Genomic DNA, 25,909 nt, shown 5'->3' on the forward strand with positions numbered 1-25,909 from the left:
GCTTACCCCGCCACTACGCGTTGGTGCAGACGCCCGATAGCATCGAGCGCGGAGGTGATGCCGCCTTCCTGCCAGGCGGGAATATAGGAGGCATGTTCGCCCGCCAGCAGGATGCGACCATCCATCTGGCACAGATTCTTGTAATGCTCCTTGCGCAGATCGTCGGTCCAGCTGCCGAAACAACCCATGGTCCATGGCACGCGGTGCCAGCCCACAGCCACGCCGTTCAGGAATTCATCCTTATATTGCGGGTGGATTTTTGAGCCCCATTCCACGGCGCGCGCCACGCGTTCTTCGGGTGGCAGCGAGGTGAATTCATAGGCAAAGGCACCGAAAGTATAGCCGCCCAGCAGGGTGGAGGGGCCTTGCATGCCATAACGGGTGGAAGGATAGGAGATCTGCGTGATCGGCAGGTCGGTATAGGAAATACCGCCATAGATCTGCTCGTCCTGCTCCCAGAAGCGGCGCTTGAATTCCAGACCCACCTTGAAGCCAGCCTCGTAAGGCACGGCCTGAATAGCGGCCGACATCGAGTCGCTGACATTCATCTCGATCTGGCTGAGCACGGAAAGCGGGATGGTGCAGATGCAATAATCGGCCTTGGCCTGCATGCGCGCGCCGGTCTTGGTGTCCTCATAGGTGACGACCACGCCCTTGGCATCCTGCTGGATCGAGACGACCTTGCTGTTGAGGCGCACGATATCGCCCACATGCTTTTCAAAGCCCTTGGCGACGTTTTCCATGCCGCCTACCGGCTGGAAGATCGCGCTCTGGTGGTCGATGCCCATGCCCGCGGCAATGCCGCTCCACAGGCCCGATTGCAGCACGGTGGACAAAGACATGGGTTCCGAAGCGATCGGCTCGGCGGTCAGGCCGCCACCGGGATTCTTGGCCCAGCCGCGGCGTTCGGCGGAATTATGGCCCTTGCTATAGCTGAGGTCTTTATCGAGCGCGCCAAAGCTGCGGAGCGATTCGATCAGCTTTTCGGCATCATCCTTGGTTACCGCATCGCCCAGTGCGTTCTTGTTCACCGCCTTGGCCAGCAGTTCGGAGATATGGCCCTGATAATCGGCGCTGATCTCACGGAAACGCTGCGGCTTGCCGTCAAACGCCTTGGTGTTATGCAGATAGGCGTTGGTGTTGACCTGCATGAAAGGTTCAAGCTGCACACCCAGCGTGGTGCAATAATGCATCAGGCCATGGTGGTGATAGGGAATGCGCCATGGGCCCGGATTGATGTAATTGCCCGGCGCAAATTGCACATGCTGCGTGGCGCCGCCCAGTTCGGTGAAAGTGTCGCCACCCTTCAACGTCCAGCTGCGCCCGCCGATGCGGTTGTTATATTCCAGCACTTGCACATTATAGCCCGCGCGGCGCAGTTCCAGCGCCGAAACCAGCCCCGCCACGCCCGCGCCCAGCACCAGCACCGAAGCGCCTTTGACATCGCCTTCCAGCTTCACCGGTTTGGTGAAAGTGGTTTCATGGGCTTCGCCCATACTGGACATGGCAAGATACATGGCCGAGGCGCCTGCTGTCTTGCCGATCATGGTCAGCAGGTCGCGCTTGGTCATCTTCGCGACGGGAAAATCGGTCATCGGGTTGTCCCTATTCAAAGACTGGCTTGGTTCACGCAAACGGGCCGGTTCACCGCTATGGGATAGCGGGAATGGACTGCATCGTGCCAAGCGGCGTTGAGGCTGGCAAGCTGCCCGTATTTAACCATAGGTCTTATAGTCGGGCGGCGAGTTGGCCTTATGAAACCCTTCGGCCCCGTTATGAGTTTTGTTGATACGCCAATGTGCTTATTCCGACCCATCGGGCACCCTGTTCATGCAGGAAAGCAACAAAAGCACCTCGCGCCGCGCCGGTAAACATCGCGCGCACGAAAAAGGGGGCAGGTTTCCCCGCCCCCTTCACGCTATCCCGAAGGATAGTGGGATCAGTTACCCGAACCCGGACCGTAGGTGATTTCCACGCGACGGTTCTGCAGTTCACGCACGCCATCGGCGGTCGGAACGCGGGGGTTGGCTTCACCGAAGGCCTGGCTCGAGATCGAACCATCGGCAATGCCCTTGGTGCCCAGATACTGACGCACCGCAGCGTTACGACGGGCCGAGAGGGCCACGTTATACTTGGGCGTGCCCGAACGGTCGGCATAACCGGCCAGAACCACCGGAACCGAGGCGCAATTGCCATAGGCCTGCACCGCGCTGTCCAGAATCGAGGCCGCTTCAGGCGTGATGTCCGACTTATCAAAGTCGAAGAACACGATGTAGGGGCCCTTGTTGCACACCGGAGCCGGAGGCGGCGGAGGCGGCGGAGGGGGCGGCGGAGGCGGAGGGGGCGGCGGAGGCGGCGGCGGCGGGGGAGGCGGCGGCGGAGCCACCGGCTCTGCGCCGAAGTTGTAGGTCAGCGTCGCCAGCAGCGAGTGCGAGCGGAACTTGGCCGTTTCGGCAATGCCGGTCACGCCCACAAAGTCATCGGCGCCATCAGCGCGGAAGTAGCGATACTTCAGGCCGAGGTCGAGATTCTTGGTGATGGGCGCGCGGATGCCAGCCAGCATCTGCCAGGCAAAGCCGGTCGAGCTGTCGCTGACGCTGGCTGCCGGAACGCGGGTCAGGATCGAGGTCTTGACGCGAGCCACACCGGCGCCGGCGCCCAGGAAGCCCTGAAGGCCATTGTCGGGACCGAAGTCGAGCAGGCCATTGACCATGAAGGACAGGGCTTCGGTGCCGCCGCCCAGCTTGCCATTGCCATTGCTGGACGTGCCGGCAGGCGTGGTGAAGCGGAGTTCTTCAGCGCGGCGATAGCTGGCTTCGGATTCCAGACGGAAAGCGCCGAAGTCATAACCGACGATGCCGCCGACGTCGAAACCCTTCTTGGATTCGAACGAACCGATGGTGGTCGCAGCAGCCTTGTTCTTCAGTTCCTGCTTTTCAACGATGGTGGCACCGAGGTCACCTTCGACATACCAGGCCTTGTCCTTGGCCAGAGCCGGAGTTGCCAGGGCCGAGGTGGCCAGCGCCACGCCCAGGGCGAGTTTGCGCATTATAATTCCCCTTATGCGAACGGGTGCAGAGTTACTTTGGTGAAAACACCTTTAACTTGTGCACTGCGTCATGGTTTACCGGCAGGAATGTAAGCTGGCAAGCTTGGATATATCGGGAACAGTTGCGGATTTGTCACATGTTGCAGCGGCTCAGGCGGAGCTGAATTTAGCCCATTCCGGCCGAGGTTATTGCGCCGTAGCGGTGATGAATCTGTGCAAAAGCCCAAAGGGCATCTCGTCGGTTTCGCACAAATCGCTATCCTCGGGAATCGGGTAGGTATGGGTAATGCGCTACAAGATAGTGTGTGCCCGATCCTGCCAAACCATCTAGGTATTGATAGCGGGCCGTGGCAGGAGTAAGCCCACGCCCGCTGGCGATGCCGAGCCTATATCGCCTTACCGGAGTACCATCCATGTCGCTTCTAGAAGCCCGCAAGACTTACAAGCCGTTTGAATATCCCTGGGCTTACGACTTCTGGAAGCTGCAACAGCAAGTGCATTGGCTGCCCGAGGAAGTTCCTCTGGGCGAGGATTGCCGCGATTGGGCGCAGAAATTGTCGGATCACGAACGCAATTTGCTGACGCAGATCTTCCGATTCTTTACGCAGGCCGACGTGGAAGTGCAGGATTGCTACCACGAGAAATATGGCCGCGTGTTCAAGCCGACCGAAGTGAAGATGATGCTGGCCGCTTTCAGCAATATGGAGACGATCCATATCGCGGCCTATTCGCATCTGCTCGACACGATCGGGATGCCGGAAAGCGAATATGGCATGTTCCTCGAATATGAGGAAATGAAGGCCAAGCATGACTATCTGGCCCAGTTCGGGGTGGATACGGACGAGGATATCGCCCGCACTTTGGCCATGTTCGGCGGCTTTACCGAAGGGCTCCAGCTTTTCGCTTCCTTCGCCATGCTGATGAACTTTCCCCGCTTCAACAAGATGAAGGGCATGGGGCAGATCGTGAGCTGGTCGGTGCGCGATGAATCATTGCATTGCGAAGGCATCACCAAGCTGTTCCACGCCTTTGTGCAGGAACGCGGCTGTCTGACCAAAGCGGTGAAGGAAGACATTATCGACTGCTGTCAGAAGACGGTGCGTCTGGAAGATGCCTTTATCGATCTGGCCTTTGAGCAGGGCCCTGTGCCCGGCATGAATGCCAAGGATATCAAGCGCTATATCCGCTTCATTGCCGACTGGCGTCTGGGGCAACTGGGCTTCCAGCCGATCTATATGATCGAGGAGCATCCGCTGCCTTGGTTGCAGCCGCTGCTCAATGGTGTGGAACATGCCAATTTCTTTGAAACCCGCGCGACCGAATATTCCAAGGGGGCCACGCGTGGCGATTGGAACACGGTGTGGAGCAGCTTTGACGCGCGCCGTCGGGCCAAGAATTCCGATGTGGCGGTGGCGTTGGAGGGTATCGACACCGAAACCGCCGATATGTTCAAGGCGGCGGGTATCGCTGCCGAATAAGCTTTTGATGCATTGGAAAGGGTGGTCAGGCTTCGGCTTGGCCGCCCTTTTTGTTGCCTGCTGTAGGCGTCATACGCGTGTTGCGCGGACAAAGAAAAACGGCCACCCTAAAGGATGGCCGTCTTCTTGAATGCTTTTTCGCGTAAGCTTAGGCAGCGACCAGCGCGCCAGCGTTACGACGACGCATTGCATAGGCAACCGCGCCAAAGCCCAGGATCATCAGGGCCCAGGTGGCGGGTTCAGGAACGGCGAAGCTCAGCGTGAACGAACCCAGCGAAGCCGACGAATACTTGGTGGCGAGGGTGAAGGTGTCACCCGCGGCCACAGCCAGAACCAGCGACTGCAGTTCGGTTGCACCCGAGGACAGCACGTTCAGGTAGGTGTAGGCACCGGTAGCCGTGGCGCCGTTATACAGGCGCACGCCATTGGTGGCGAAGTTCACATTGGTGTCGGCACCAGTGATCGACGAGAACAGCTTGATCGTCAGGGTGCCGGCATAGGGCGCCACATAGGTGAAGGTCGGGGTTTCGGAAACGGCCGTGCCCGACACGGTATAGGTCGAGCCCGTCTGTACGATCGAGGCAGCGTTAGCGGCCGAGGGGGCAGCTGCCACAGTGGCGGCAGCGAGAGCGCCAAGCAGCGCCTTCTTACCCAAGTTCATGAGGAATTCCTTTCAAATCTGCTGACCGAGGGCGTCCCTAACTGGGCCTCCCGAGTAATTGCGTACAAAATTTGATGACGCAGTGCAACAGGTGCTTTTATCGCCCGATGACCAGATTGGGACGATTTGAAAGGAATTCCTTTGGAACACAAAGAGATGACTTGATTTGAAAAACCGCAGTCCAGGTTTAGGGTTAATCCATATTAAAAAGTAGCGCTCTGGACTATTCTGTAAACCTTGCGGGGTGTTAACTATAAAAGCACTTAAGTATTTTTACCTGATTCCTTGCGGCAAATTTCATGATCTGCATAGCGAAGCCACAAGTAAGTGGGCGATCCTTCGTCAGAGAACTGGTAAGAATCCGTAGGGTCGCCAGGTATTTTCGACACGAGATTGTATTTCTTGTCCAAATTGTCCAAGAATCCATCCTGCCAACCTTCGGTCGCTGCCAATTCTTTTACCGTGGATGGCTGCAGTGTCCCGCCCGCATTCAAGGCGGTGCAGGCCAGCAGGCCCAACATCGGTCCCAGACCATCGACATAGGCCTGATCGATTCGGTAATGCAGCGTCGGTTGCAGGCGGGAACGGATTTCGTCCAGCGACTGGCGAATCGCCTGCACAACATCGGCGCGGGTCACCAGCTTGCTTTCACGATCCACCGCGATGATGCCGGCATATTGGCTGATCAGGCTGGCCAGATAGGGGGAGCCGCAAGACAGCGAGGTGATGAAGCGCATCACATCGGGGCCGAATTCCAACCCGCTCACGCTTTGCCCATTCTGGATCAGGTTGGCGATTTCCTCATCGCTCATATTAGGGATCTGCATTCCGTAAATATTACGGCGGATCGAAGGAATACGGTCGATCAATTCGGTCAGGCTGGCGGCCACACCGCCAATCACCAATTGCACACGGATCGAACGGTCCGACAGGCTCTTGATCAATTCGGCGATCGAGGCGCGGAAGGCGGGGTTGAGCGCGCGGTCAAATTCATCGAGGATGATGACCACGCGGGTGTTGGACAGGCGGGCCAGAATGTCGGTGGCGCGGGCCACGGTCAAAGTCTCGCTGCCAGCCAGATCCTCCAGCGTCTTGCCCTGCTCGGCCTCGTCCGAGGTGGGCGTGTAGTCGCGGTGGTAAAGCAATGGAATGTCGCGCAAAATGGCACGGAACGTGTTTTCGAACTCCGCGCCTTCGCTGCAGGAGACATAGCGCACCAGATATTTGGCATTCTGCGCCAGATCGGCCAGAATATTGAGCAGCGAGGTCTTGCCGATGCCGCGCTCGCCATAGATCACCACATGCAGGTGCTGCTCCTCGATCGCGCGGATCAGAGAGCGCAGGATATGCGTGCGACCAGCAAACATTTGCGGGCGGGTGATCGGGCGCGAAGGGGTGAAAGCATCGCGCAAGCGGAAGCGCACCTGATCGAGCGGGCCGCGATGGCCTTCGCGCAACTGGTCGCTGGCCGTGCCCTGAAAGGTGGGCAGGCTATGCTTGGGGCCTGCACCAGCCTGCCGGTTAAAGCGGTTGAAGCCATCGTCCTGAGCGGTGGCATTGTCCTGAAAGGGCGTGTCGGTTTGTTCGTCTGCATGCTTTTTGGAGAACAGACCTTTGAACCAAGTCATTGCAATCAACCTTCTGATCTGGCGCTGGCATCTGGTTGGAAAATAACCACTTAGGTTTTCTGCATTAGATGATTTTCAACCTAGCAGCCGCAGTCCGCTACGCAAGCTTTCGTAAATCCACAACCGAAAAAGCGACCTAAGTGCTAGACCGGAAGTTTGCTTAGTTCTCGTTACCGATGGTGCCCGAATATAGCGATAAAGGGTAAATTTTTTCAATGCTTGGCCCCTTGGTGGCGGGTTGCATTGGTATTGGATGATTATGGACAGCGGCTCGATAGGCGCTCTTGTCCTTCCCGTCGCGTTTGCCCGCCTTGCGCCTTTGATGCAGCAAAGGGCTAAAGCCCAACTTGGGCGAGCAACAGAAATGCTAAAATGTCTACTTCCTCTGTTGAGATTATGCATGGGGCAACAGGGAGTTTCGTTCAAACCAGAGTCAAAGTGCAGGAAAAGGCGCGATTTTGCGCCCGATGCCCCCTGCCTGAAAGACATGGTTTGTGCGGGCGCCCTTCGTCATTTTTCCGCCGGTCCAGCCTGACCGGCCTTTGGTGCAAGGAAATTATCGATGCGCAAGCGTCCCGTTCTGCTCGCTGGTGTGGCCAGCCTTTTGCTCACCACCTCGCCCGCCGTTGCGGCGGAGAGAGTGGCCGAAGATAATGCCGCTGCCGAGGATGGCTCGGCCCAGTCCGACATCACCGTCACCGCCCGCCGCCGCGCCGAAACCGCGCAGAGCGTGCCTCTGGCCATTTCCGTCATCGGCGGCGATGCTATCGAGCGCACCGGTGCCTTCAACGTCAATCGCCTGACGCAATTGGCGCCGACCTTGCAATTCTATTCGTCCAACCCGCGCAATTCTGCCGCCAATATCCGCGGCCTTGGCGCGCCGTTCGGCCTCACCAATGATGGTATCGAACAGGGCGTGGGCATCTATGTGGATGATGTCTATTACAGCCGCGCCGCCAGCAGCACGTTTGACTTTCTGGACGTAAAGCAGTTGGAAGTGCTGCGCGGTCCACAGGGTACGCTGTATGGCAAGAACACCACCGCTGGCGCCATCAATATCACCAGCCGCGCGCCCACCTTCGAACTCGAAGGTCGCGGCGAGGTTTCTTTCGGCAATTATGGCTTCAAACAGGCCAAGCTGGCGGTTTCCGGCCCGCTGTCCGAAAATGTCGCGGCGCGTTTGGCGGTTTCCACCACCGGCCGTAATGGCACGGTCTATAACACCAATTCCAAGGTCTGGACCCAGTCGCAGGACAATATCGGCCTGCGCGGTCAGTTGCTGTGGCGCGCCTCCAGCCTTGTCGATGTGACGCTGGCGGGTGATTACAACACCCAGAACCCGATCTGCTGCGGCACGGTCTATTATGGCTATGGCGCCACCCAGCGCGCCACCGCCCGCCAGTTCCCCGCTTTGGCCGCTGCGCTCAATTACAAGCCCGCCTCCACCAATCCCTATGACCGCGTGACCGATCTGGACACCGAATTGCGCGCCAAGAACAGCACCGGCGGCGCCTCGGCCAAGGTGAAGTGGCAAGTGGGCAAGGGCACGGTGACCAGCATCACCGCATGGCGCTTCTGGAACTGGGACCCGTCGAACGACCGCGATTTCACCGGCCTGCCGATCACCTCGCTCAGCCAGAATCCCAGCAAGCAGAACCAGTTCACGCAGGAACTGCGTTATGGCCTGTCGAGCCGCAATCTCGATCTGCAGATCGGGGCCTTTGCTTTCAACCAGTCGGTGCATACCACCGGCACCCAACAGCAAGGCGCAGCCGCCAGCGTGTTTCTGCTGTCCAGCGCGCAGATTACTGCGGCCTGCAATGCCAGCCCCGCCACTTGCGCCAATGGTTCCAGCGGCATTCTCAATGGCCTGACCGCCAAGAATGACATCCGCCTCAACAACACCAGCCTTGCGCTTTATTCGCAGGCCAGCTGGAAAGTGACCGACCGCTTCACCGTGCAGCCCGGCGTCCGCCTGAACTATGACCAGAAAAAGGGCTGGTACAATTCGGTTGTGACCAATGGCGCGGGCACGCAGGTTTTCACCAGCTCCACCAACAATGCGCTGCTTTCCGCGCAGGCGGGCGTGCTGGCATCACAGCAATTCGCGCCCAAATTCTCCGACTGGAACTTCAGCTACGATCTGACCCTGTCCTATCGTCTGGCCGATGATATCCGCGCCTATGCCACCTATTCCAAGACCTTCAAATCGGGCGGCATCAATCTCAATGGCGTGCCTTCCGATGCCAATGGCAACCCGCTGTTGGCGGCGGCCACGGTGAAGCCGGAATCGGTGCAGCATCTGGAAGCGGGCGTGAAGAGCCAGTTCTTCAACCGCAAGCTGACGCTGAACCTGTCGGCTTTCCGCACCGATATCGACAATTATCAGGCGCAGGTCACCAATGGCGCGCTGGGCGTGCTGCGCGGCTATCTGGCCAATGCCGAAAAGGTGCGCACCGAAGGCGTGGAAATCGACTCCTCCTTCCGCCTGAACGACCGGTTTAACGTCTATGGCAATGCTGCCTATACCGACGCCAAATATCGCCAGTTCACCACCGCGCCTTGCCCGCCGGAACTGTCGGGCGGCACCACGGTGACCGGCACCCAGACCCCGGGTGTGGCTGGCGTGGCCGGCGCGCTCAGCCCCGCCTCCTGCAACATTTCGGGCCAGCGCCTGCCGGGCGTATCGCGCTGGGCCTATAGCTGGGGCGGGGAATATAATCTGCCTGCCCATCTGCTGGGCAAGGATGGTGAGGTCTATGTCGGCTATGACGGTTCCTACCGTTCGGCCTTCTCCTCCAACCCCTCGCTCTCGGCCTATACGTGGATCCATGGCTATGCACTGCATAACATCCGCGCGGGCTATCGCGTGGATCAGGGGATCGACGTCTTCGGCTGGGTCCGCAATCTGACCGGCACGAATTATATCGAACTGCTGACCGTAGCCAGCGGCAACACCGGCCTGATCGCCGCACAATTGGGCGATCCGCGCACCTATGGCGCGACGGTGAAGTTCCAGTTCTAAAGCGAGGAGGGCGGGGGAGGCTTCGTGCTTTTTCCGCCCTTTGGCCCATGGGTGATTGCCCAAGCGGCAATCGCCTCCTAAACAGGCCCTATGCCCGATACGCTCAAGATCACGCTCGCCCAATTGAACCAGTCTGTGGGCGATCTGTCCGGTAATGCCGCCGCCATGCTGGCCGCACGCGAACGTGCCGCCGCCGCAGGGGCAGACCTGATTGCTTTCCCCGAATTGCAGCTGATCGGCTATCCGCCCGAGGATCTGGTGCTGAAACCCAGTCTGGTGGAACGCGCCGCTGCCGAATTGCAGAAGCTGGCGCAGGCCACCGCGCATAAAGGCCCCGCCATGCTGGTGGGCAGCGTGTTTGTGCAGGATGGCGCGCTGCATAATGGCGTTGCGCTGCTGGATCAGGGCAAGGTGCAGGCCACCCGTTTCAAGCATGAGTTGCCCAATTACGGCACGTTTGATGAAATGCGCCTGTTCGCGCCCGGTCCACTGCCCGAACCGATCATCTTCCGTGGCACCATGCTGGGCGTGCCGATTTGCGAAGACATCTGGCACCCCAATGTCTGCCGCCATCTGGCCGATTTCGGCGCGGAAATTTTCCTCTGCCCCAATGGCAGCCCCTATGAGATCGACAAGGATGCCCTGCGTATCGATGGCGTGGCCAAGCGCCGCGCCTCGGCCACGGGGGTTCCGCTGGCCTATGTCAACCGCGTGGGCGGGCAGGACGAGCTGGTGTTCGACGGGGCCAGCTTTGTCGTCAATGGCGATGGCGGCCTTGCGGTGCAGATGAAGGATTGGGAGGAGCAGGAAGTGCTCACCCGCTGGACCAAGACCGCCACCGGCTGGCGTTGCGACCGTGGCGAGATCGAGCAGCAGTCCGAGCAATATGAGGGCATTTACAGCGCGATGGTGCTGGCTTTGCGCGATTATGTGGGGCGCAACCGCTTCCCCGGCGTGGTGCTGGGCCTGTCGGGCGGCATCGATTCGGCACTGGTGGCGGCGATTGCGGTGGACGCTTTGGGCGCGGATAAAGTGTGGTGCGTGATGCTGCCCAGCCGCTACACCAGCACCGAAAGTCTGGTGGATGCTACCGAATGCGCGCAAATGCTGGGCGTGCGTTATGACACCGTGCCGATTGTGCCTGCGGTAAATGCCTATGACGAGATGCTGGGGCCGGTGTTTGCTGGCCGCGCACCGGATCTGACCGAGGAAAATATCCAGAGCCGCATCCGTGGCGTGACGCTGATGGCGCTGTCGAACAAATTCGGCCCGATGTTGCTGACCACCGGCAACAAGAGCGAGATGAGCGTGGGCTATGCCACGATCTATGGCGATATGAACGGCGGCTATAATCCGCTGAAGGACGCCTATAAGCAGACCGTCTTTGCCCTGTCCGCATGGCGCAACCGCCATTTCCCCCGCATCGGCCTTGGCCCCAAGGGGCCGGTGATGCCGGAAAACATCATCTCCAAGCCGCCCTCGGCCGAGCTGCGCCCCGACCAGAAGGACAGCGATTCCCTGCCGCCCTATGACGTGCTGGACCCGATCCTGATGGGGCTGGTCGAGCATGAAAAGTCGGTCGAGCAGCTGGTGGCCGAAGGGTTTGACCGCGATGTGGTGGCCCGCATCGAGCGCCTGCTGCATCTGGCCGAATACAAGCGCCGCCAAGCGCCTCCGGGCGTAAAGCTGGGCAGCCGCAATTTCGGGCGGGATAGAAGGTATCCGATTACGCAGGCGTTTCGAACGGCTTGAGGTTGAGGGTTGAGGTGCCTCCGGCGGGTTAAGGGCGGGGGCCCTTAACAATCCCGATTTTAATATTCATCCGCGAAGCGGCTTTAAATATTAGCCTCCGGCGGTTTGGCCTTGCGCCATACTATTGAAGGGATTGCAAAGGGCCCCCGCCCTTTGCCCGCCGGAGGCAGCTTGTCTTGCCTCCCCCAGCCAATCCGGCCTATAGCGCGCGCCATGACCACCGTAACCCGCTTCGCGCCCAGCCCTACCGGCCTGCTCCACATCGGCAATATCCGCACTGCGCTGCATAACTGGATGCTGGCGCAAAAGGCGGGAGGCAAATTCCTGCTGCGCATTGATGATACCGACACCGCCCGCAGCCGCGAGGATTATGTGGAGGGCATCCGCGCCGATCTGGCCTGGCTGGGCCTGACCTATGCGGGCGAGGAGCGGCAGTCGGCCCGCTTTGCGATCTATGAGCGCCAATTTGCCAAGCTGGTCGAGGCTGGCCGCGTCTATCGCTGCTATGAAACCGCGCAGGAGCTGGACCTGAAGCGCAAGGTGCTGCTCAGCCGTGGCCTGCCCCCGATCTATGATCGCGCGGCTTTGGCGCTGACCGAGGCTGAGCATGAGGCCAAGGCGGCAGCGGGCGAGGCACCGCATTGGCGCTTCCTGCTGGACCGTGACGAGCCGATCACGTGGGACGATGGCGTGCGCGGGGCGCAGAATTTTGATCCGGCCACCATGTCCGATCCGGTGATCCGCCGCGCGGATGGCTCTTGGCTTTATATGCTGCCATCCGTGATCGACGATATCGACATGGGCGTCACGCAAATCCTGCGCGGGGAAGACCATGTGTCCAACACCGCCACGCAGGTGCAGATGTTCACCGCTTTGGGCGCTCCCGTGCCTGCCTTTGCGCATAGCGCGCTGCTGACCGGCACCGAGGGCAAACTGTCGAAGCGCCTCGGTTCGCTGGGCGTGGCCGAATTGCGCGAACAGGGGATCGAGCCGCAGGCGATCATCAGCCTGCTGGCCCGCCTTGGCACCAGCGATCCGGTGGATCCTGCGCTGAGCGTGGAAGAACTGTGCGAGAGTTTCAACCTCTCCCGCTTTGGCCGTGCTCCGGCACGTTTTGACGAGGCCGAACTGGCGCGCGTCAATGCTGGCATCATCCACCGCCTGCCCTTTGCCGCCGTGGCCGATCGCCTGCCCGAAGGTTTGGGCGAGGCGGCATGGGATGCGATCCGTCCCAATCTCAACACCGTGGCCGAAGCTGCCGATTGGTGGGGCGTGATCGAGGGCCCGATCACCGCGCCCGAAGCGGACGAAGAAACGCGCGCCTTCCTGACCCAAGCCGCCGATGTGGCCGAAGGGCTGGACTGGGCCAATGGTCCATGGGCGGCACTGACCGGCGCTTTGAAGGAAGCCACCGGCCGCAAGGGCAAGGCTTTGTTCCTGCCGCTGCGTCTGGCCATCACCGGCATGGAGCATGGGCCGGATATGGGCGCGCTCTTGCCCTTGATCGGGCGTGATGCGGTGGTGGCGCGGTTGCGGGGCTAAAACCTGCCCCGAAAATATAAGCCGCGCCAATCCTCATGCAAAAGGGATTGGCGCGGCGATTTTATTTAGAAACCAGCCTTGATCGTGGCGAAGACCGCGCGCGGTGCGCCGACCATGAAGGTCTGGTTGTCGCCCATATTGCCAAAGCCATTGGTGCCGATCGACGAGATATATTTCACGTCGAACAGGTTGGTGGCGTTGATCTGCAACTCAACCGGCTTAGCGGTGAAGCTGTTGTCCCAGCGATAGCCGATGGTGGCATCGACCATGGTGCGCCCGCCGACATAGCCCAGACCATCGCTGTCGGTTTTCAGGCCGTTGGTATAGGTGAAATAGCGTTTGGACATATAGTTCACAGCCAGACGGCCAAACACCACCTTGTTGTCATAGGCCAGTTCGGCGCGGGCCAGATTCTTGGGCGCGTCCACGGTGGTCTTTCCAGCGGTTTTGACCACCGTGCCGGTGTTGGTCACCACATCGTTGCGATAGGTGCTGTCATTATAGCTGTAGGACAAGGTGCCGGTGAAGCCATGGCCCAGCTTGGCATTGATCAGCGCCTCGATCCCTGCCGAACGCACGCCGCCCACATTGGCCAGCGTGCTGGCGGTGCCCAGAATGCCAACCGAGGTGGAAACCGCCAGCAGGCGGTTGTGGAAGTTGGTCAGATAAGCGCCCAGCGTGGCGTTGATCTTGCTGTCGGCATAGCGATAGCCCGCCTCATACGTGTCCGAGCTTTCCGGCTTCAGCTTGTCCTTGATATAGTCAAAGCCGATCTGCGTGGTGGAGAATGGACCCGACGTGGTGGCCGACTGATAGGCGCGGGTCGATTGGGCGAAACCGGCATAGACTTCGCCGTTCTGGCCCAGCTTATAGGCGGCGCCAATGGTCGGCTGGAACCAGTCACGCGCGGCGATGCGACCCGAAGCGCGTCCACCCGAAATCAGCGGGGTAGCCTTGTTGATGACATTGAAGCCCTTCCAGCCCAGATTGATGGTCAGGGCGTCGAGCTTGATCGTGTCCTGCACGTGATATTGCAGGGTTTCGGTGGCGAATTTGAATTCCCACTGGGTATAGAACGGGTTCACCGGCCAATCGAGCAGGCCCTGGCCTGCATCGGTCCGGCTGGCCACAGCGTAATAGCGGCGGGCCTGGTTAAAGCCATTATGCTCCCACCAACCGCCAAGGGCGACGTGGTGATTGCCCAGATCGCCCGACAGATTGGCGAAATAGCCGGTGCGGTTGATGCCATATTCAGTGGTGCGCAGCGAGAGCGGCACGCCATTGGGGCTGTTGACATAGGGTGTCCACCATAGGCCACGGCCCTTGTTATTGTGGTAATAGGCCTTGGATTCCAGCGTGAAATTGCTGCCGATCGCGCTCTTGGAACCCAGCCACAGCAACGTATCCTTGCGCAGGCCGCCGCCCGAATAATAGGCGTCATCCGCGCTGGTCATGGGCGAGGGCCATGCGGTGCCAGCAGCAGCATTGGTGGCCGTGGCGCCCGAATAGCCATTGTTGGCGGCCACATCGGCCACCTTTACCGCCAGAGCGTAATTGTTCGACAGATTGTCCCAATTATAGCCCAGACGGCCCAGCATTTCGAGGCTCATGTCCTGATAGTCCACCTCGCGGCGGTCCGAATAGCTGGCATAGGCCGACAGGTCGGTCTTGCCGAGGGGCAGCACGGCCTTGGCATTGACCATGTGCTGGCGCTGCTGGCCATAGCCCTTCCACTTGTCGGTGCCGTTGTAGGCATAGGAGACATAGGTGCGAAGGCCATTGGCCGAACCGGCATTGACGCGGATAAAGCCGCGAACCGCGTTGAAGCTGCCATAGGTGCCGCCCAGATCGACCGCGAAATGGTCCACCGGATCAAGGCTGGCAAATTCCACCGTGCCGCCCAGATTGTTGGTGGCCTGCGTGCCCACCGCGCCCGCGCCCTGCGTCACGCGGGTGGAGGCGAGGTTTTCGGTGATGGCGGCGCGGCTGATATGCATACCGTTCAGATTGCCATAGGAAGCATCGCCCAGCGGAATGCCGTCCAGCGTGAAGCCCAGCTGGTTCTGGTTAAAGCCGCGGATCGACACGCGCTGCGCCCATTCATAGGAACCGAAAGGGTCGGCCGACTGGAAATTGACGCTGGGCAGGTTTTCAATCGCCTTCAACGGGCTGGTGCCCGGCGCCAGCACCGCCAGATCGCGGGTGGAAAGCGTTTGGGCCTGACGCACCTCGCCCTTGCCGACCACGACAATGGCTTCGGTTTCCATCGCGGCTTCTGCCACGGGGGCCTCGGCGGTGGTGTCGGCCGCCTGTGCGGCGATAGGCGCAAGGCTGGTGGTGGCAAGCAGAACGAGACTGAAGCGACGCATGGGACCCCCTGTTGGTCGTCTTTGGATATCGGGGGCGGCCTAGCGGGGCTGTGTGACGGCGTGGCGGCGGTTTGAAGGCGCTTTTTTGACAAGGATGACGGTATGATGACCTATGCGTCAGGCAAAATCCCGTGGTCATTACGCAATGGGCGGTAAGCGCTGTATTTACCACGTTTCGTCATAAGCGCCCTGGGTGCGACGCCTGTCCTGTAAGGTTAGGAGTCGCTTATGTCGTCTTTGTCTATTTCTTCCAATGCCCATCATTCGCCCCGCGCGGATATGAACCAGCGTATCGCTTCGGCGGTGACGTCGGGTTCGATCAGCGAGGAGGATGCCAGCGCTTTTTCCACCGCGCTGGATTCGATTGATGCTTCCTTGTCGGACTCGGCCTCGTCGGGCACCGGCAACCGCCTGTCGCCTTCGGATATGAAGACGCGGGTGGATTCGCTGATCGATGAACAGGTCAGCAATGGCACTTTGACCGAGGATCAGGCCTCCGAACTGGAAGCTTTGTTCGCGCAGGGACCCGGGGGGGCTTCCGGCAGCGGATCGAGTGGCAGTGAGGCCGCCAGTTCGGATGCATCGACCAGCACCGATAGCACCAGTACGATCGACGCGCTGGAGGCTTGGGGGGCTGCCGGTATGCAGGGGCCGATGGGGCCGCCTCCTCCGCCGCCGCCATCGGATTCGGATGGTGATTCCGATGATTCGGTCTCGGCAACCAGCAGTTCGTCCAGCAGCACCGCGTCATCGAGCAGCACTTCTGGCACCAGCGGCAGCACGGCGGCTGACGAAATGGCATCCTTGCTCGCCGCGCTGAAAAAGCTGCGCGAAGGCTTGGCGAAGAACAATGGCACCTATTCGGTCAGCGACAGCGCCGCCGCCACCGCAACCAGCCAGAGCGCCAGCACCAACGGGCTGATCATCGACCAGATGGCCTGATCGGGCCAACAGCCATGGAGCATCGGGGCAGGGCGCGCACTCTCACAGGCGCCTTGCCCCTTTGTGTTACCAGCCCAGATGGCGCCCGATAAAGATCAGCGCCAGCGCCCCCACCACCGAGGCAAGGCAGCCCGCAGGGCGCGGCGGGCCATAGACGCCGCGATTGGCGACCATTTCGGCAAAGAGCGATCCGCCCATGCCCAGCAAAATGGTCATGCCCACGCCCATCGGCACAAAGCCGGGATAGAGCCAGCGCGCGACGAGGCCGATGAACAGGCCGGACATCAATGTGCCAAGAATGCGGAACATAGGCGTGGTTTCCGGTTGCAGGTGTTTTATCAGGATAAGACACGTTGGCGCGGTGGGCAAGAGGGCGCGGGAGGGAATCACCGGCCTGTCGAAACATCCGATCCGGTGCCCAATTCCAGAACACAGATGTGGAGAAATATTTCCCGCCTTTGCCCATTTAGCCCCTTGCGCGACCCGCGACCCAAGCATTTCTGGCGCGTCGCGCGGGCTTGGCGCGCTCAGGGTGAAAAGTCCAAAACTGTGGCTTCCGCACAAACGCCTACTTGCGTGATCACGGCGCATTGCGCACAAGGGGTAGTGGTCAGCGCAACCCTCTGCCACCAATACCTAGCTTTTCCGGTTCGGCGCGATTATAGTGCCAGGGCCGGTTCATGGTGGCGGTGGCGCGGGACTGGCCAAGGAATTTCGGGGCATTTGCAAAGGGAAACGGGCGCCAATCGGCGCTGTGGCGATGGGTCACGCAAGGGGCGTGGAGATTGCCGGTTTCCCTTGGCGCGATGCCCGGGGTGAAGCCTTTGTGCCTGTCCGTCCCGCCTTTGGCGCAAGTCGGGCCGGTGTGGAGGAGGCATTTGGGGCGGACAAAGGTGGGCGCGAAATGGATTTGAACGATTCTGATGGGCAAAGGCCGATGGAAACCTTGTTGACGACCGGCGCGCAAGGCGCAGCTGGCCAAGAGGATGCCGCAGCCATGGCTCAAACGGACCAGACCAAGGAGGCGGGCCAACGCCCGGCTATGCCGATGAATGACAAGAGTGATACCGCGCTGGCCGACCTGTTGGTGGCCGCAACTGTAACCGCCGCGCCCGAGGCGCCGGTTTCCGATTCCAAGAAGATCAACCCGCGCCGGTTCAAGATCGTCACCGATCCCGCGCGCGATGCGCTTCTGACCGATTTCGGCAAGGAAACGCTGGACGACCGCTATCTGCTGCCCGACGAGACCTATCAGGATCTCTTCGCCCGCGTGGCCGATGCCTATGCCGACGATCAGGCCCATGCCCAGCGCCTGTATGATTACATCAGCCGCCTGTGGTTCATGCCCGCGACGCCGGTGCTGTCCAATGGCGGCACGGGTCGCGGCCTGCCGATCTCCTGCTATCTCAACACGGTGGAAGACAGCCTGGAAGGCATCGTCAACACCTGGAACGAGAATGTGTGGCTGGCCTCGCGCGGCGGCGGCATCGGCACCTATTGGGGCAAGGTGCGCGGCATTGGCGAGGCGGTGGGCCTCAACGGCAAGACCAGCGGCATTATCCCCTTCGTGCGCGTGATGGACTCGCTGACACTGGCGATCAGCCAGGGCTCGCTGCGCCGTGGTTCGGCGGCGGTCTATCTGGACGTGTCGCATCCCGAAATCGAGGAATTCCTAGAAATCCGCAAGACCAGCGGCGACTTCAACCGCAAGGCGCTGAACCTGCACCATGGCGTGTTGATCACCGACGAATTCATGCAGGCCGTGCGCGATGGCCGCGAGTTCGAGCTGAAGAGCCCCAAGGATGGCAGCGTGCGCGGCAAGGTCGATGCGCGCAGCCTGTTCCAGAAGCTGGTCGAAGTGCGTCTGGCCACGGGCGAGCCCTATCTGGTCTTCTCCGACACGGTGAACCGCATGATGCCGCAGCATCACCGCGATCTCGGCCTGAAGGTTTACACCTCGAACTTGTGCAGCGAAATCACCCTGCCCACCGGCCGTGACCATCTGGGCAATGATCGCACTGCCGTGTGCTGCCTGTCCTCGCTCAATCTGGAAACCTGGGACCAGTGGAACGGCGACAAGCGCTTTATCGAGGACGTTTTGCGCTTCCTCGACAATGTGCTGCAGGACTATATCGACCGCGCGCCCAATGAAATGTCGCGCGCCAAATATGCCGCCATGCGCGAACGCAGCGTGGGCATGGGCGTGATGGGCTTCCACTCGTTCCTGCAATTGAAGGGCATTCCCTTTGAAAGCGCGATGGCCAAGGCGTGGAACCTCAAGATGTTCAAGCATGTCGCCAGCAAGGCGGACGAGGCGAGCATCCTGTTGGCGCAAGAGCGCGGGGCATGCCCCGATGCGGCGGAAATGGGCGTGATGCAGCGTTTCAGCTGCAAGATGGCGATTGCGCCCACCGCCTCGATTTCCATCATCTGCGGCGGCACCAGCGCCTGTATCGAGCCTATTCCGGCCAATATCTACACCCATAAGACGCTTTCGGGCAGCTTTGTGATCAAGAATCCCTATCTGAAGAAGCTGCTGGCGGAAAAGAGCAAGGATTCCACCAATGTGTGGAACTCGATTCTGGAGCATGGCGGCTCGGTCCAGCATCTGGATTTCCTGTCGCCCGATGAAAAGGCTACCTACAAGACCAGCTTTGAAATCGACCAGCGCTGGCTGCTCGAATTCGCCGCCGATCGCACACCCTTCATCGATCAGGCCCAGTCGCTGAACCTCTATATCCCTGCGGACGTGGACAAGTGGGATCTGATGATGCTGCATTTCCAGGCATGGGAAAAGGGCATCAAGTCGCTCTATTACCTGCGTTCCAAGTCGATCCAGCGCGCCGGTTTCGCTGGCGGGGTGGAGGCGGATAACACCGCTGTTGCGCCCAAGATCGAACTGGCCACCACAGATTACGAGGAATGCCTCGCTTGCCAATAGACGGACATCCCGCGGAGACGTAAACTTTTGAGCAAGAGATACGGGCTAGGATCGCAGGATTCCCAGCCCGTTTTCGTGGCGCGCGGTGCAAAGGAGGAGTAACTTAGTCCGCCCAGCAAGGTGCCGTTACGTGGACACGTTAAGAACCGTAAACATGCCCGCATTTCGCATCCGCAAATTTCGAAACTCAACGGGTGACGGCAAGGCTTGGGTTGTAGTCATCACCGATTCCAATGGGTCACCAGCACCGCACTACTATCCCAACCTGTACGCGACCATAAATTACGACCTGATGGGCCGGTCCGCTCACACCATCGACAAGGTCCTTCGTGCCATCGGAATGGCAAAAATGTGGGCTGAAACAGTTGGTAAAGATTTGGACGTTGAGTTGTCCGAAGGCCTATTTCTCAACACCTCAGATGTCATCGACCTCGTGCGCTTCCTTGGCCTCAACGCGGCGCGGCAAAACGCCGAGTACCAAGCGTCGATTGCCGGAGTGACCCGCAATGTTGTTTCGAGCGGAAAGAGGTTTGGCCTGGGTTCTCCCGACAACGAAAAGACGGCGACCGCTACTGCGATTGAAATGGGTAACAGAATCCGCTGGCTTGCAAATTATGCAGAATGGCATCGTCGGCGCCGGTTCGACAACCGGAAGCTGTCTGCGGTCGAATCGCACCTGAACGAGTCGGCGAAAGCTTCGATTGCCGAACTTCGCGCGAAGGCGCCTTCGTCATCATTTCGATGGCACGACGACGAATTGCTCGAAGCTCCCGACATCGAAATCCTCAGGCGCATCGAAGGGGTTTTGCATCCAGATTCGGCAGACAATCCTTTCTCAGCGTCTTTCGTTCGGTGGAGGAATTATCTAGCATGGCGCCTACTATTCGACACGGGCGCGCGTCGCGGAGAAGTATCTTCGGCGGCTACTGATAGCATTTCTGTATCGAAATATAGATTTTCTATTTTTCAATCAAAGACTGTTGCGAGAACTGTTCCAATTATTAGAGATACGGCTGACGCATTTGATCATTTCTTTAATGAATACTGGCTAAATTTGCCTGAAGGTTGCGATGCCCATCGCAATGGTGCGCTGTTTACTGATGTGAAAGGGCAGGCGCTTACTAGCGGAAAATTCCTCAACCGCATCTTTTTGGCCGTTCGCAAGATCATAGGACCACAGCCTTGGAATGTCACTCCACACACGATGCGGCGTGCGTGGAACCATATTCTAAGCGTGAAAATCGACCGTCTCCCAGAAGAAAAGCGCTACTCGCCTGAGCAGGAAGCTCAAATTCGAATTCGTCTTATGGGATGGTCTGAGAATTCTAGGCAAGCAGCTCGGTATAATCGCCGCCACATAAGGGAGCGCTCCGATCGTCTAGCACAAGAGATGATGAATGAAATAAATATGAATAACGAGTAAAATACGCGCATGAGAACGTTGATTGATCTATTAGAAACTCGAAAAATCCGCCTGATGGACGGAAGAATGGTTACTATCGACCTGTGCGGTGTTAATTTTTTAGATAGTGATCAGGGTAGGCATCGATTTGACTATTCTTGGCGTATTCCGGGATTCGAGTGGCACGACTCGTTAGCTGAGGTTCTCATCAGCCTATTGTCGACGCACTCCCTGGCGTACGCGAGCGAGTGTCTGCGGAACTTTAGTTTCATTGTGGAGCACCTTGCAAAAAGTTCTAAGGGCCTACCCTGCACCCTCAATCTTGATCATTTCGAGGATTACCCACAGCATCGCCCAGTTTCCACTTGGCCCTTCATTCAAGCAGTCTTGAACCACTGGGTCCAACGCCGCTTACCCGGGCTCGATCCCCAAATAGCCAGTTTCCTGTCGCAGCCTGAAAAATGGGAGGACAAAGGCAACGGCTGGTATTTTTCGCTTATTGCAAACGACCCTAAGCGTGGTGCATTCACGGAGCAGGAATTGCATAGCGTATATCAAGCGCTCAACCGCGCATACGCGACTGGAGAAATCTCCACGAAGCAATGGGCACTCTGCTTCTTCCTGATCGCCACTGGTGTTCGTCCCATCCAAATTGCGCGGATGAAAGTGAAGGATGTAGTCAGCATCGTTGGTCCTGAAGGCATTGAAATGACTCTTCTGATCACCATAGCGAAGACAAGGGAGGCAACGAAAAGCACTCGGTGGCGGAGGAAGTGTCCGACTCAACTCGCTGAAGTTCTCATTAACTATTTGAAAACGCCTATAATGGCTAATGCATCCCCTGATTCGCCTCTCTTTTTCAGCACGTCAGCAAAGGTAAGCAGCGCCCTTGGTGCTGTATTTCAAATTCTGCAGACGTATTCCGATCGATTGAAGGGACCTATTCCGCTCTTCCCTTACCGTTTCCGCTACACGTTGGGGACAAGGGCAATTGCGTTCGGGGCCCGAGACGAGGAAGTTGCGCGCCTGCTTACCCATACGTCTCTTCACTGTGTCCGCTACTACCGAGCGGCGATGCCGTCCTTGCAGGCTCCTATCGGCGAAGCAATCGGCGGCGAAATGACGATTTTTGCCCGCGCTTTCCAAGGCCGGTTGATCGAAAGTCTCGAGGATGCCACGCGAAAGGGGGATGAAGACGCATTAATCACTGCGTATGAGCATCTAAATGGCCAGGATCTTGGGGCCTGCGGCACGCGCGCGAAATGCCATCAAGACGCGCCGAGGGGTTGTCTGACTTGCAACAAATTCGAACCGTTCAGGGAAGCGCCTTGGGAGGCGCTGCGCGCAGTTTTGGTGAAGGATCGCGACACAGAGAAAAGCGATCGCATTCGAAATATCACACAGGAACAGATTGATGCCGTCGATGACATCATCGCCGAGCGGAAGGATTCGGTGGTATTATGACAGCTATGATCATTCCATTCGTAGGGCGGCAGGAGTTTGGCGCAGATCGGAACCTAGTAGAGTTCATCGCCCATGCTCGCACTTACAAATTTTTTCATGGACCAAATGCTGTCAACTGGGATGAAAACTCTTGGGACCTTCGTCCATTTTTCTCCAAAGCAAGCTCAAACCCGCCAGGCCTTGTCGTTCATTTTACTAATTTTGATACGGCACGGCGAGGAAACCGTTCTGCCGATGCGGTTGATCTAAGGGAGCCATATTTGAGCGCGGCAAAGGCAATGCTTGTAGAGCATCTTCGAATAAATAAAGAAAATGGACCAGGCTCAATGGTTAGTGCTTTGCGAGTTATTGAGAAGGCTTTCTGTGATCTTGGCATAATGCCGAATGTGGGAGATATAACCCCATGTATAATTGACCGAGCTCAGGCCATATTGATTGAGCATTACAGGGATGCTTGGAAGTATGGACGACTGATCGAACGGCTTATTGTTAATGTCATTGCGCCCGCCCAGATTACTAAGCTACCAATCTCATGGAAAACTTCTATCGCATACAAAGCACCGGTCAGAAATGATCGGGTGAACAGCGATGGTGCACGAGGACGCGTAGACAAACTTCCCAACCTAAAGGCGGTTTTCGACCTGGCATCGGTGTTTCATGGCAGTGACTATATTCCTGACCAAATCGTAACTGGGTGGTTCGCACTTGCTATGTTCGCGCCTTCACGTGTGACAGAAGTCCTAGGACTGCCCGTCAATTGTGAAACTGAGATGGACGGGGTCTATGGGTTGAGTTGGCGTCCTCTCAAAGATGGCGCAGCGATGACTAAGTTTGCTGTTACACCTGAAAACGCTCAGATTGCGAAAATAGCGATCAGTCGCCTCAAATCTATAGGAGAGAAGAGCCGTATCGCCCACAAATGGTATGAAGAAAATCCAGGTCAGCTTTATCTGCCGCCGGGATTTGAACATCTTCGCGGTCAACCGCTAACTTTGTGGGAAGCCGCTCAGATCATGGGTCGCAGTATGCCGATCCAGCAGTGTTCGAGTGCAGATCGTGCGCTAATTAGGTGCGGATGGACTGTCGATGAGCGCCGTGCTCACCCTGAGCGCCGCCTCGGCAGAAAATATGTGCTGGTGACGTTCGCGTCGCTTCAGGATTACGCTCTTCGGGAACTACCTGACTCGTTTCCCTTCATCGATCCGCGAAATGGCTTGAAGGGAAGTGACGCTCTATTTTGTCTTCCCGATGAGGTGATGCGTCAAGGCGCGTGCACGAACCATTACATTCCAAGATATTTCACTTACTCACAGATAAAACACGAACTTGGTTCAAAGCCGAGCGGTATCACCGTATTCTCAAGAAATAGGCTCGTGGATCCAGAAACTGAAGAGCCATGGCGTATGAATACGCACCAGCCCAGACACTTGCTGAATACTTTAGTGCAATCGAAATATTTGTCGCAGGAACTTATCGCGTTTTGGTCTGGTCGAAAGAGCGTCAAGCAAAATTCCTCGTACAATCATGTTCCTCAGGAGGCCTTCATTGAGGCGTTTCTCATCTTGGACGATGCTGCGCCGCAGGACATCAAGGTTGTAGGGCCGCTGGCGGAAAAGATTGAAGGCCGCATGAGGAAAGAGTCAATATCTCGAAATACGGCACTTCGGTTGGAAGTAGGGTCTACGATCACCACCCGATATGGGCTTTGTCGCCATGATTACTCATTGATGCCTTGCCCGAAGGATAAAGACTGTATTCGGTGTGGTGAGAACACGTTTATTAAGGGTAATGCAGCCCACTTGAAAGAGGCGGAGCTGCAGCTGGCGGTCGTGCGAAATGCAGCGAAGTTAGCGCAGAACGCAGTGGAGGGCGGGCGCTATGGCGCCAAGCGCTGGGTGGACTTACACAATGAGAAAGCAAGCCGCTGGCAAATGGCAATTGATCGTATGACAGATCCGGCCATTGAAGATGGCACATTGATCACATTGCCACCGACGTTGAAACCCCAAACAAAGGCCGGCCTGTCTGCTGCTATCCGCGCACAAGAAGCTTCAGCCGATGCGGAGGTGGCGGAAAACAACGATTTTGAAGATGATGATTTGCTGGACTTGTGGCCGGACGGAGAGCTGAACTGATGGCTGGAGCTCCTCATTTGAAGCCAAATGACGTTGATTTAGCAGTAATTATCCTTGCAGGTTGGACCACCAAACTAACCTGGGACCTGTTTCTGCGTCAGTTGGCACTCGAACTTGGGCATGGCCACGTCTACTCGAAGGTGGCGATTCTGAAGCACGCGAGAATAAAGGAAGCCTGGAACCAAGCGCGTCGTCGTTTGGCGCAGGAAGTGAAAGAAGTAGGCGAGCGCGGGCAAGGGCGATCGATTGTTGCGCAACTTCGACGGAAGCTTGATGAGGCTCGTGATCAACTTGCGGTGGAACGGGAGCGGAACAATAACCTCATTGAGCAGTTCAAGCGTTGGCAGTACAATGCTGAACGCCATGGCCTCAAGCGTTCCCAGCTCGAAGCAAAGTTGAGTAGACCGTCCAAGTAGGGCCTCTGTATTTCCTGCTGATGGCATCGCTTTTGACCATGCTTGGCGTGAGAGAGTGGTCGGGCTTGGCACGCATGGACAGTCTTGGCGCTTGGATTACGCCCGCCCGCTAAAACCTTGTCAACACTGTCAACTGTCGCGATTGGTGCTCAATGGTTTATGAAGATGCAGGATCAGCGTGGAGCTATTCAAGCTGACCTGCCCCCCGATGATCCCTCAGTCATAACGAGAGCCTAGCGGTTAAATACGATGTGCCCTGCGCCTGCGCAAGCGCGTCGGGCGTGATGGCTTCGTCCTGCTCGAACGCTCGACGCGCTTGTGCAGGCGTCCGATTTCCTAACGACGAGTGGGGCCGGACATGGTTGTAATCGTAGCGCCAGATGGCCAGCTTCCGGCGAGCATCGGCCAGGCTGTCGAACAGCTCCTCATTGAGCAACTCATCGCGTAGCGAGCCGTTGAAGGACTCGATGAACCCGTTCTGCTGGGGCTTACCGGGGTCGATGTAGTGCCATTCTATCTGGTTCTTGGCCGCCCATTCCAGGATGGCCCGACTGGTGAACTCGGTCCCATTGTCGCTGACAATGCAGGCCGGTTTGCCATAGAGCCGCACCAGCGTGTCGAGTTCGCGCGCAACGCGCGCACCGGATATGCTGGTATCGGCTACCAGGCACAGATTTTCCCGGCAGCAGTCATCATTGATGGCCAGAATCCGGAACTTGCGTGAGGCGCCGAAGGTATCGGACACAAAGTCCATCGACCAGCGCGCGCCAGGAGCCAGCGGCACAGGCATCGGTGTGCGGCTGCCCCGCGCCCGTTTGCGGCCACGGCGCCGGCGCACCGACAAGCCTTCCTCCCGATAAAGCCGGTAGAGCTTCTTGTGGTTCATAATCATCCCCTGGCGTTCAAGCATCACGCCGATCCGCCGGTAGCCGAAGCGACGACGCCTGCCCGCGACCTCCTTCATGGCGTCGCGGATGGTGGACTTGTAACGGCTTTGTGCCGGTCACCTATCTCACTATGCCACCTTGGCCTCGAATGCGAGGGGGCTGATGCCGCCCAGATATGAATGGCGCCTACGTGGGTTGTAGAAGCCGTTGATGTACTG

Annotated in this window: 16 protein-coding genes and 1 pseudogene; 10 read left to right on the forward strand and 7 right to left on the reverse strand. The window is 58.3% G+C overall.

The window, feature by feature from the left end; all coding sequences use genetic code 11:
• Window positions 1-2: 2 nt before the first annotated feature.
• Both EOE18_RS12600 and EOE18_RS12605 read right to left on the reverse strand, forming a co-directional pair.
• The gene (locus EOE18_RS12600) at window positions 3-1,595 is read right to left on the reverse strand and encodes a flavin monoamine oxidase family protein (protein WP_246027424.1); all 1,593 of its coding nucleotides are present in this window, start codon (window positions 1,593-1,595) and stop codon (window positions 3-5) included.
• 344 nt (window positions 1,596-1,939) lie between these two features.
• Window positions 1,940-3,049 (reverse strand): OmpA family protein, encoded by a 1,110-nt coding sequence (locus tag EOE18_RS12605; protein ID WP_127710034.1) that lies wholly within the window; start codon window positions 3,047-3,049, stop codon window positions 1,940-1,942.
• A 413-nt stretch (window positions 3,050-3,462) separates the two neighbouring features.
• Here EOE18_RS12605 and EOE18_RS12610 point away from each other — a divergent pair, with 413 nt between their 5' ends.
• Window positions 3,463-4,527: a ribonucleotide-diphosphate reductase subunit beta gene (locus EOE18_RS12610; RefSeq protein WP_127710036.1), complete on the forward strand. Its 1,065-nt coding sequence runs from the start codon at window positions 3,463-3,465 to the stop codon at window positions 4,525-4,527.
• A 148-nt stretch (window positions 4,528-4,675) separates the two neighbouring features.
• Here the strand turns inward: EOE18_RS12610 and EOE18_RS12615 are convergent, their stop codons facing one another.
• Together EOE18_RS12615 and EOE18_RS12620 are read right to left on the reverse strand one after the other, a co-directional pair.
• Entirely contained in the window at window positions 4,676-5,188 is a 513-nt protein-coding gene (locus tag EOE18_RS12615) for a PEPxxWA-CTERM sorting domain-containing protein (RefSeq protein ID WP_127710038.1), read from the reverse strand.
• Between the two features lie 263 nt (window positions 5,189-5,451).
• Complete coding sequence (locus tag EOE18_RS12620; protein ID WP_127710040.1) at window positions 5,452-6,816, reverse strand: AAA family ATPase; 1,365 nt, start codon at window positions 6,814-6,816, stop codon at window positions 5,452-5,454.
• Between the two features lie 562 nt (window positions 6,817-7,378).
• Here EOE18_RS12620 and EOE18_RS12625 point away from each other — a divergent pair.
• The 3 genes from EOE18_RS12625 to gltX all read left to right on the forward strand — a co-directional run bounded on the left by EOE18_RS12625 (window position 7,379) and on the right by gltX (window position 13,135).
• A complete protein-coding gene (locus EOE18_RS12625; RefSeq protein WP_127710042.1) occupies window positions 7,379-9,841 on the forward strand; it encodes a TonB-dependent receptor in 2,463 nt (820 codons plus the stop codon).
• A 90-nt stretch (window positions 9,842-9,931) separates the two neighbouring features.
• Entirely contained in the window at window positions 9,932-11,593 is a 1,662-nt protein-coding gene (locus EOE18_RS12630) for an NAD+ synthase (protein ID WP_127710044.1), read from the forward strand.
• A gap of 213 nt (window positions 11,594-11,806) precedes the next feature.
• Window positions 11,807-13,135 carry a glutamate--tRNA ligase gene (gene gltX / locus EOE18_RS12635; RefSeq protein WP_127710046.1) on the forward strand — a complete coding sequence of 443 codons (1,329 nt, stop codon included), beginning with the start codon at window positions 11,807-11,809 and terminating at the stop codon, window positions 13,133-13,135.
• A 65-nt stretch (window positions 13,136-13,200) separates the two neighbouring features.
• Here the strand turns inward: gltX and EOE18_RS12640 are convergent, their stop codons facing one another.
• A complete protein-coding gene (locus EOE18_RS12640; protein WP_127710048.1) occupies window positions 13,201-15,504 on the reverse strand; it encodes a TonB-dependent receptor domain-containing protein in 2,304 nt (767 codons plus the stop codon).
• A gap of 228 nt (window positions 15,505-15,732) precedes the next feature.
• Between EOE18_RS12640 and EOE18_RS12645 the strand changes: the two genes are divergently transcribed.
• Entirely contained in the window at window positions 15,733-16,446 is a 714-nt protein-coding gene (locus EOE18_RS12645; protein ID WP_127710050.1) for a hypothetical protein, read from the forward strand.
• 66 nt (window positions 16,447-16,512) lie between these two features.
• Here EOE18_RS12645 and EOE18_RS12650 read toward each other — a convergent pair whose 3' ends face one another.
• On the reverse strand, window positions 16,513-16,755 hold the full coding sequence (locus EOE18_RS12650; RefSeq protein WP_127710052.1) for a GlsB/YeaQ/YmgE family stress response membrane protein: 243 nt from the start codon (window positions 16,753-16,755) through the stop codon (window positions 16,513-16,515).
• A 595-nt stretch (window positions 16,756-17,350) separates the two neighbouring features.
• Here EOE18_RS12650 and EOE18_RS12655 point away from each other — a divergent pair.
• The 5 genes from EOE18_RS12655 (at window position 17,351) to EOE18_RS12675 (ending at window position 24,804) form a co-directional block, all read left to right on the forward strand.
• On the forward strand, window positions 17,351-19,387 hold the full coding sequence (locus EOE18_RS12655) for a ribonucleoside-diphosphate reductase subunit alpha (RefSeq protein ID WP_425464294.1): 2,037 nt from the start codon (window positions 17,351-17,353) through the stop codon (window positions 19,385-19,387).
• A 154-nt stretch (window positions 19,388-19,541) separates the two neighbouring features.
• Entirely contained in the window at window positions 19,542-20,810 is a 1,269-nt protein-coding gene (locus EOE18_RS12660; protein WP_127710054.1) for a site-specific integrase, read from the forward strand.
• Window positions 20,811-20,819: 9 nt separating this feature from the next.
• Window positions 20,820-22,253: a site-specific integrase gene (locus tag EOE18_RS12665; protein WP_127710056.1), complete on the forward strand. Its 1,434-nt coding sequence runs from the start codon at window positions 20,820-20,822 to the stop codon at window positions 22,251-22,253.
• Window positions 22,250-24,388 carry a hypothetical protein gene (locus EOE18_RS12670; protein WP_127710058.1) on the forward strand — a complete coding sequence of 713 codons (2,139 nt, stop codon included), beginning with the start codon at window positions 22,250-22,252 and terminating at the stop codon, window positions 24,386-24,388. Before EOE18_RS12665 ends, EOE18_RS12670 begins: the two co-directional genes overlap by 4 nt.
• Window positions 24,388-24,804, forward strand: coding sequence for a hypothetical protein (locus EOE18_RS12675; protein WP_127710060.1), 417 nt, complete (start codon window positions 24,388-24,390; stop codon window positions 24,802-24,804). Before EOE18_RS12670 ends, EOE18_RS12675 begins: the two co-directional genes overlap by 1 nt.
• A 220-nt stretch (window positions 24,805-25,024) precedes the next feature.
• On the opposite strand, the pseudogene EOE18_RS12680 reads toward EOE18_RS12675, so the two are convergent.
• Window positions 25,025-25,780, reverse strand: a pseudogene (locus EOE18_RS12680) (IS3 family transposase); the annotation flags it as partial.
• Window positions 25,781-25,909: the final 129 nt, after the last annotated feature.

Origin of the sequence: Novosphingobium umbonatum (assembly GCF_004005905.1) — a bacterium.
In the GTDB taxonomy this organism is placed as follows: Bacteria; Pseudomonadota; Alphaproteobacteria; order Sphingomonadales; family Sphingomonadaceae; genus Novosphingobium; species Novosphingobium umbonatum.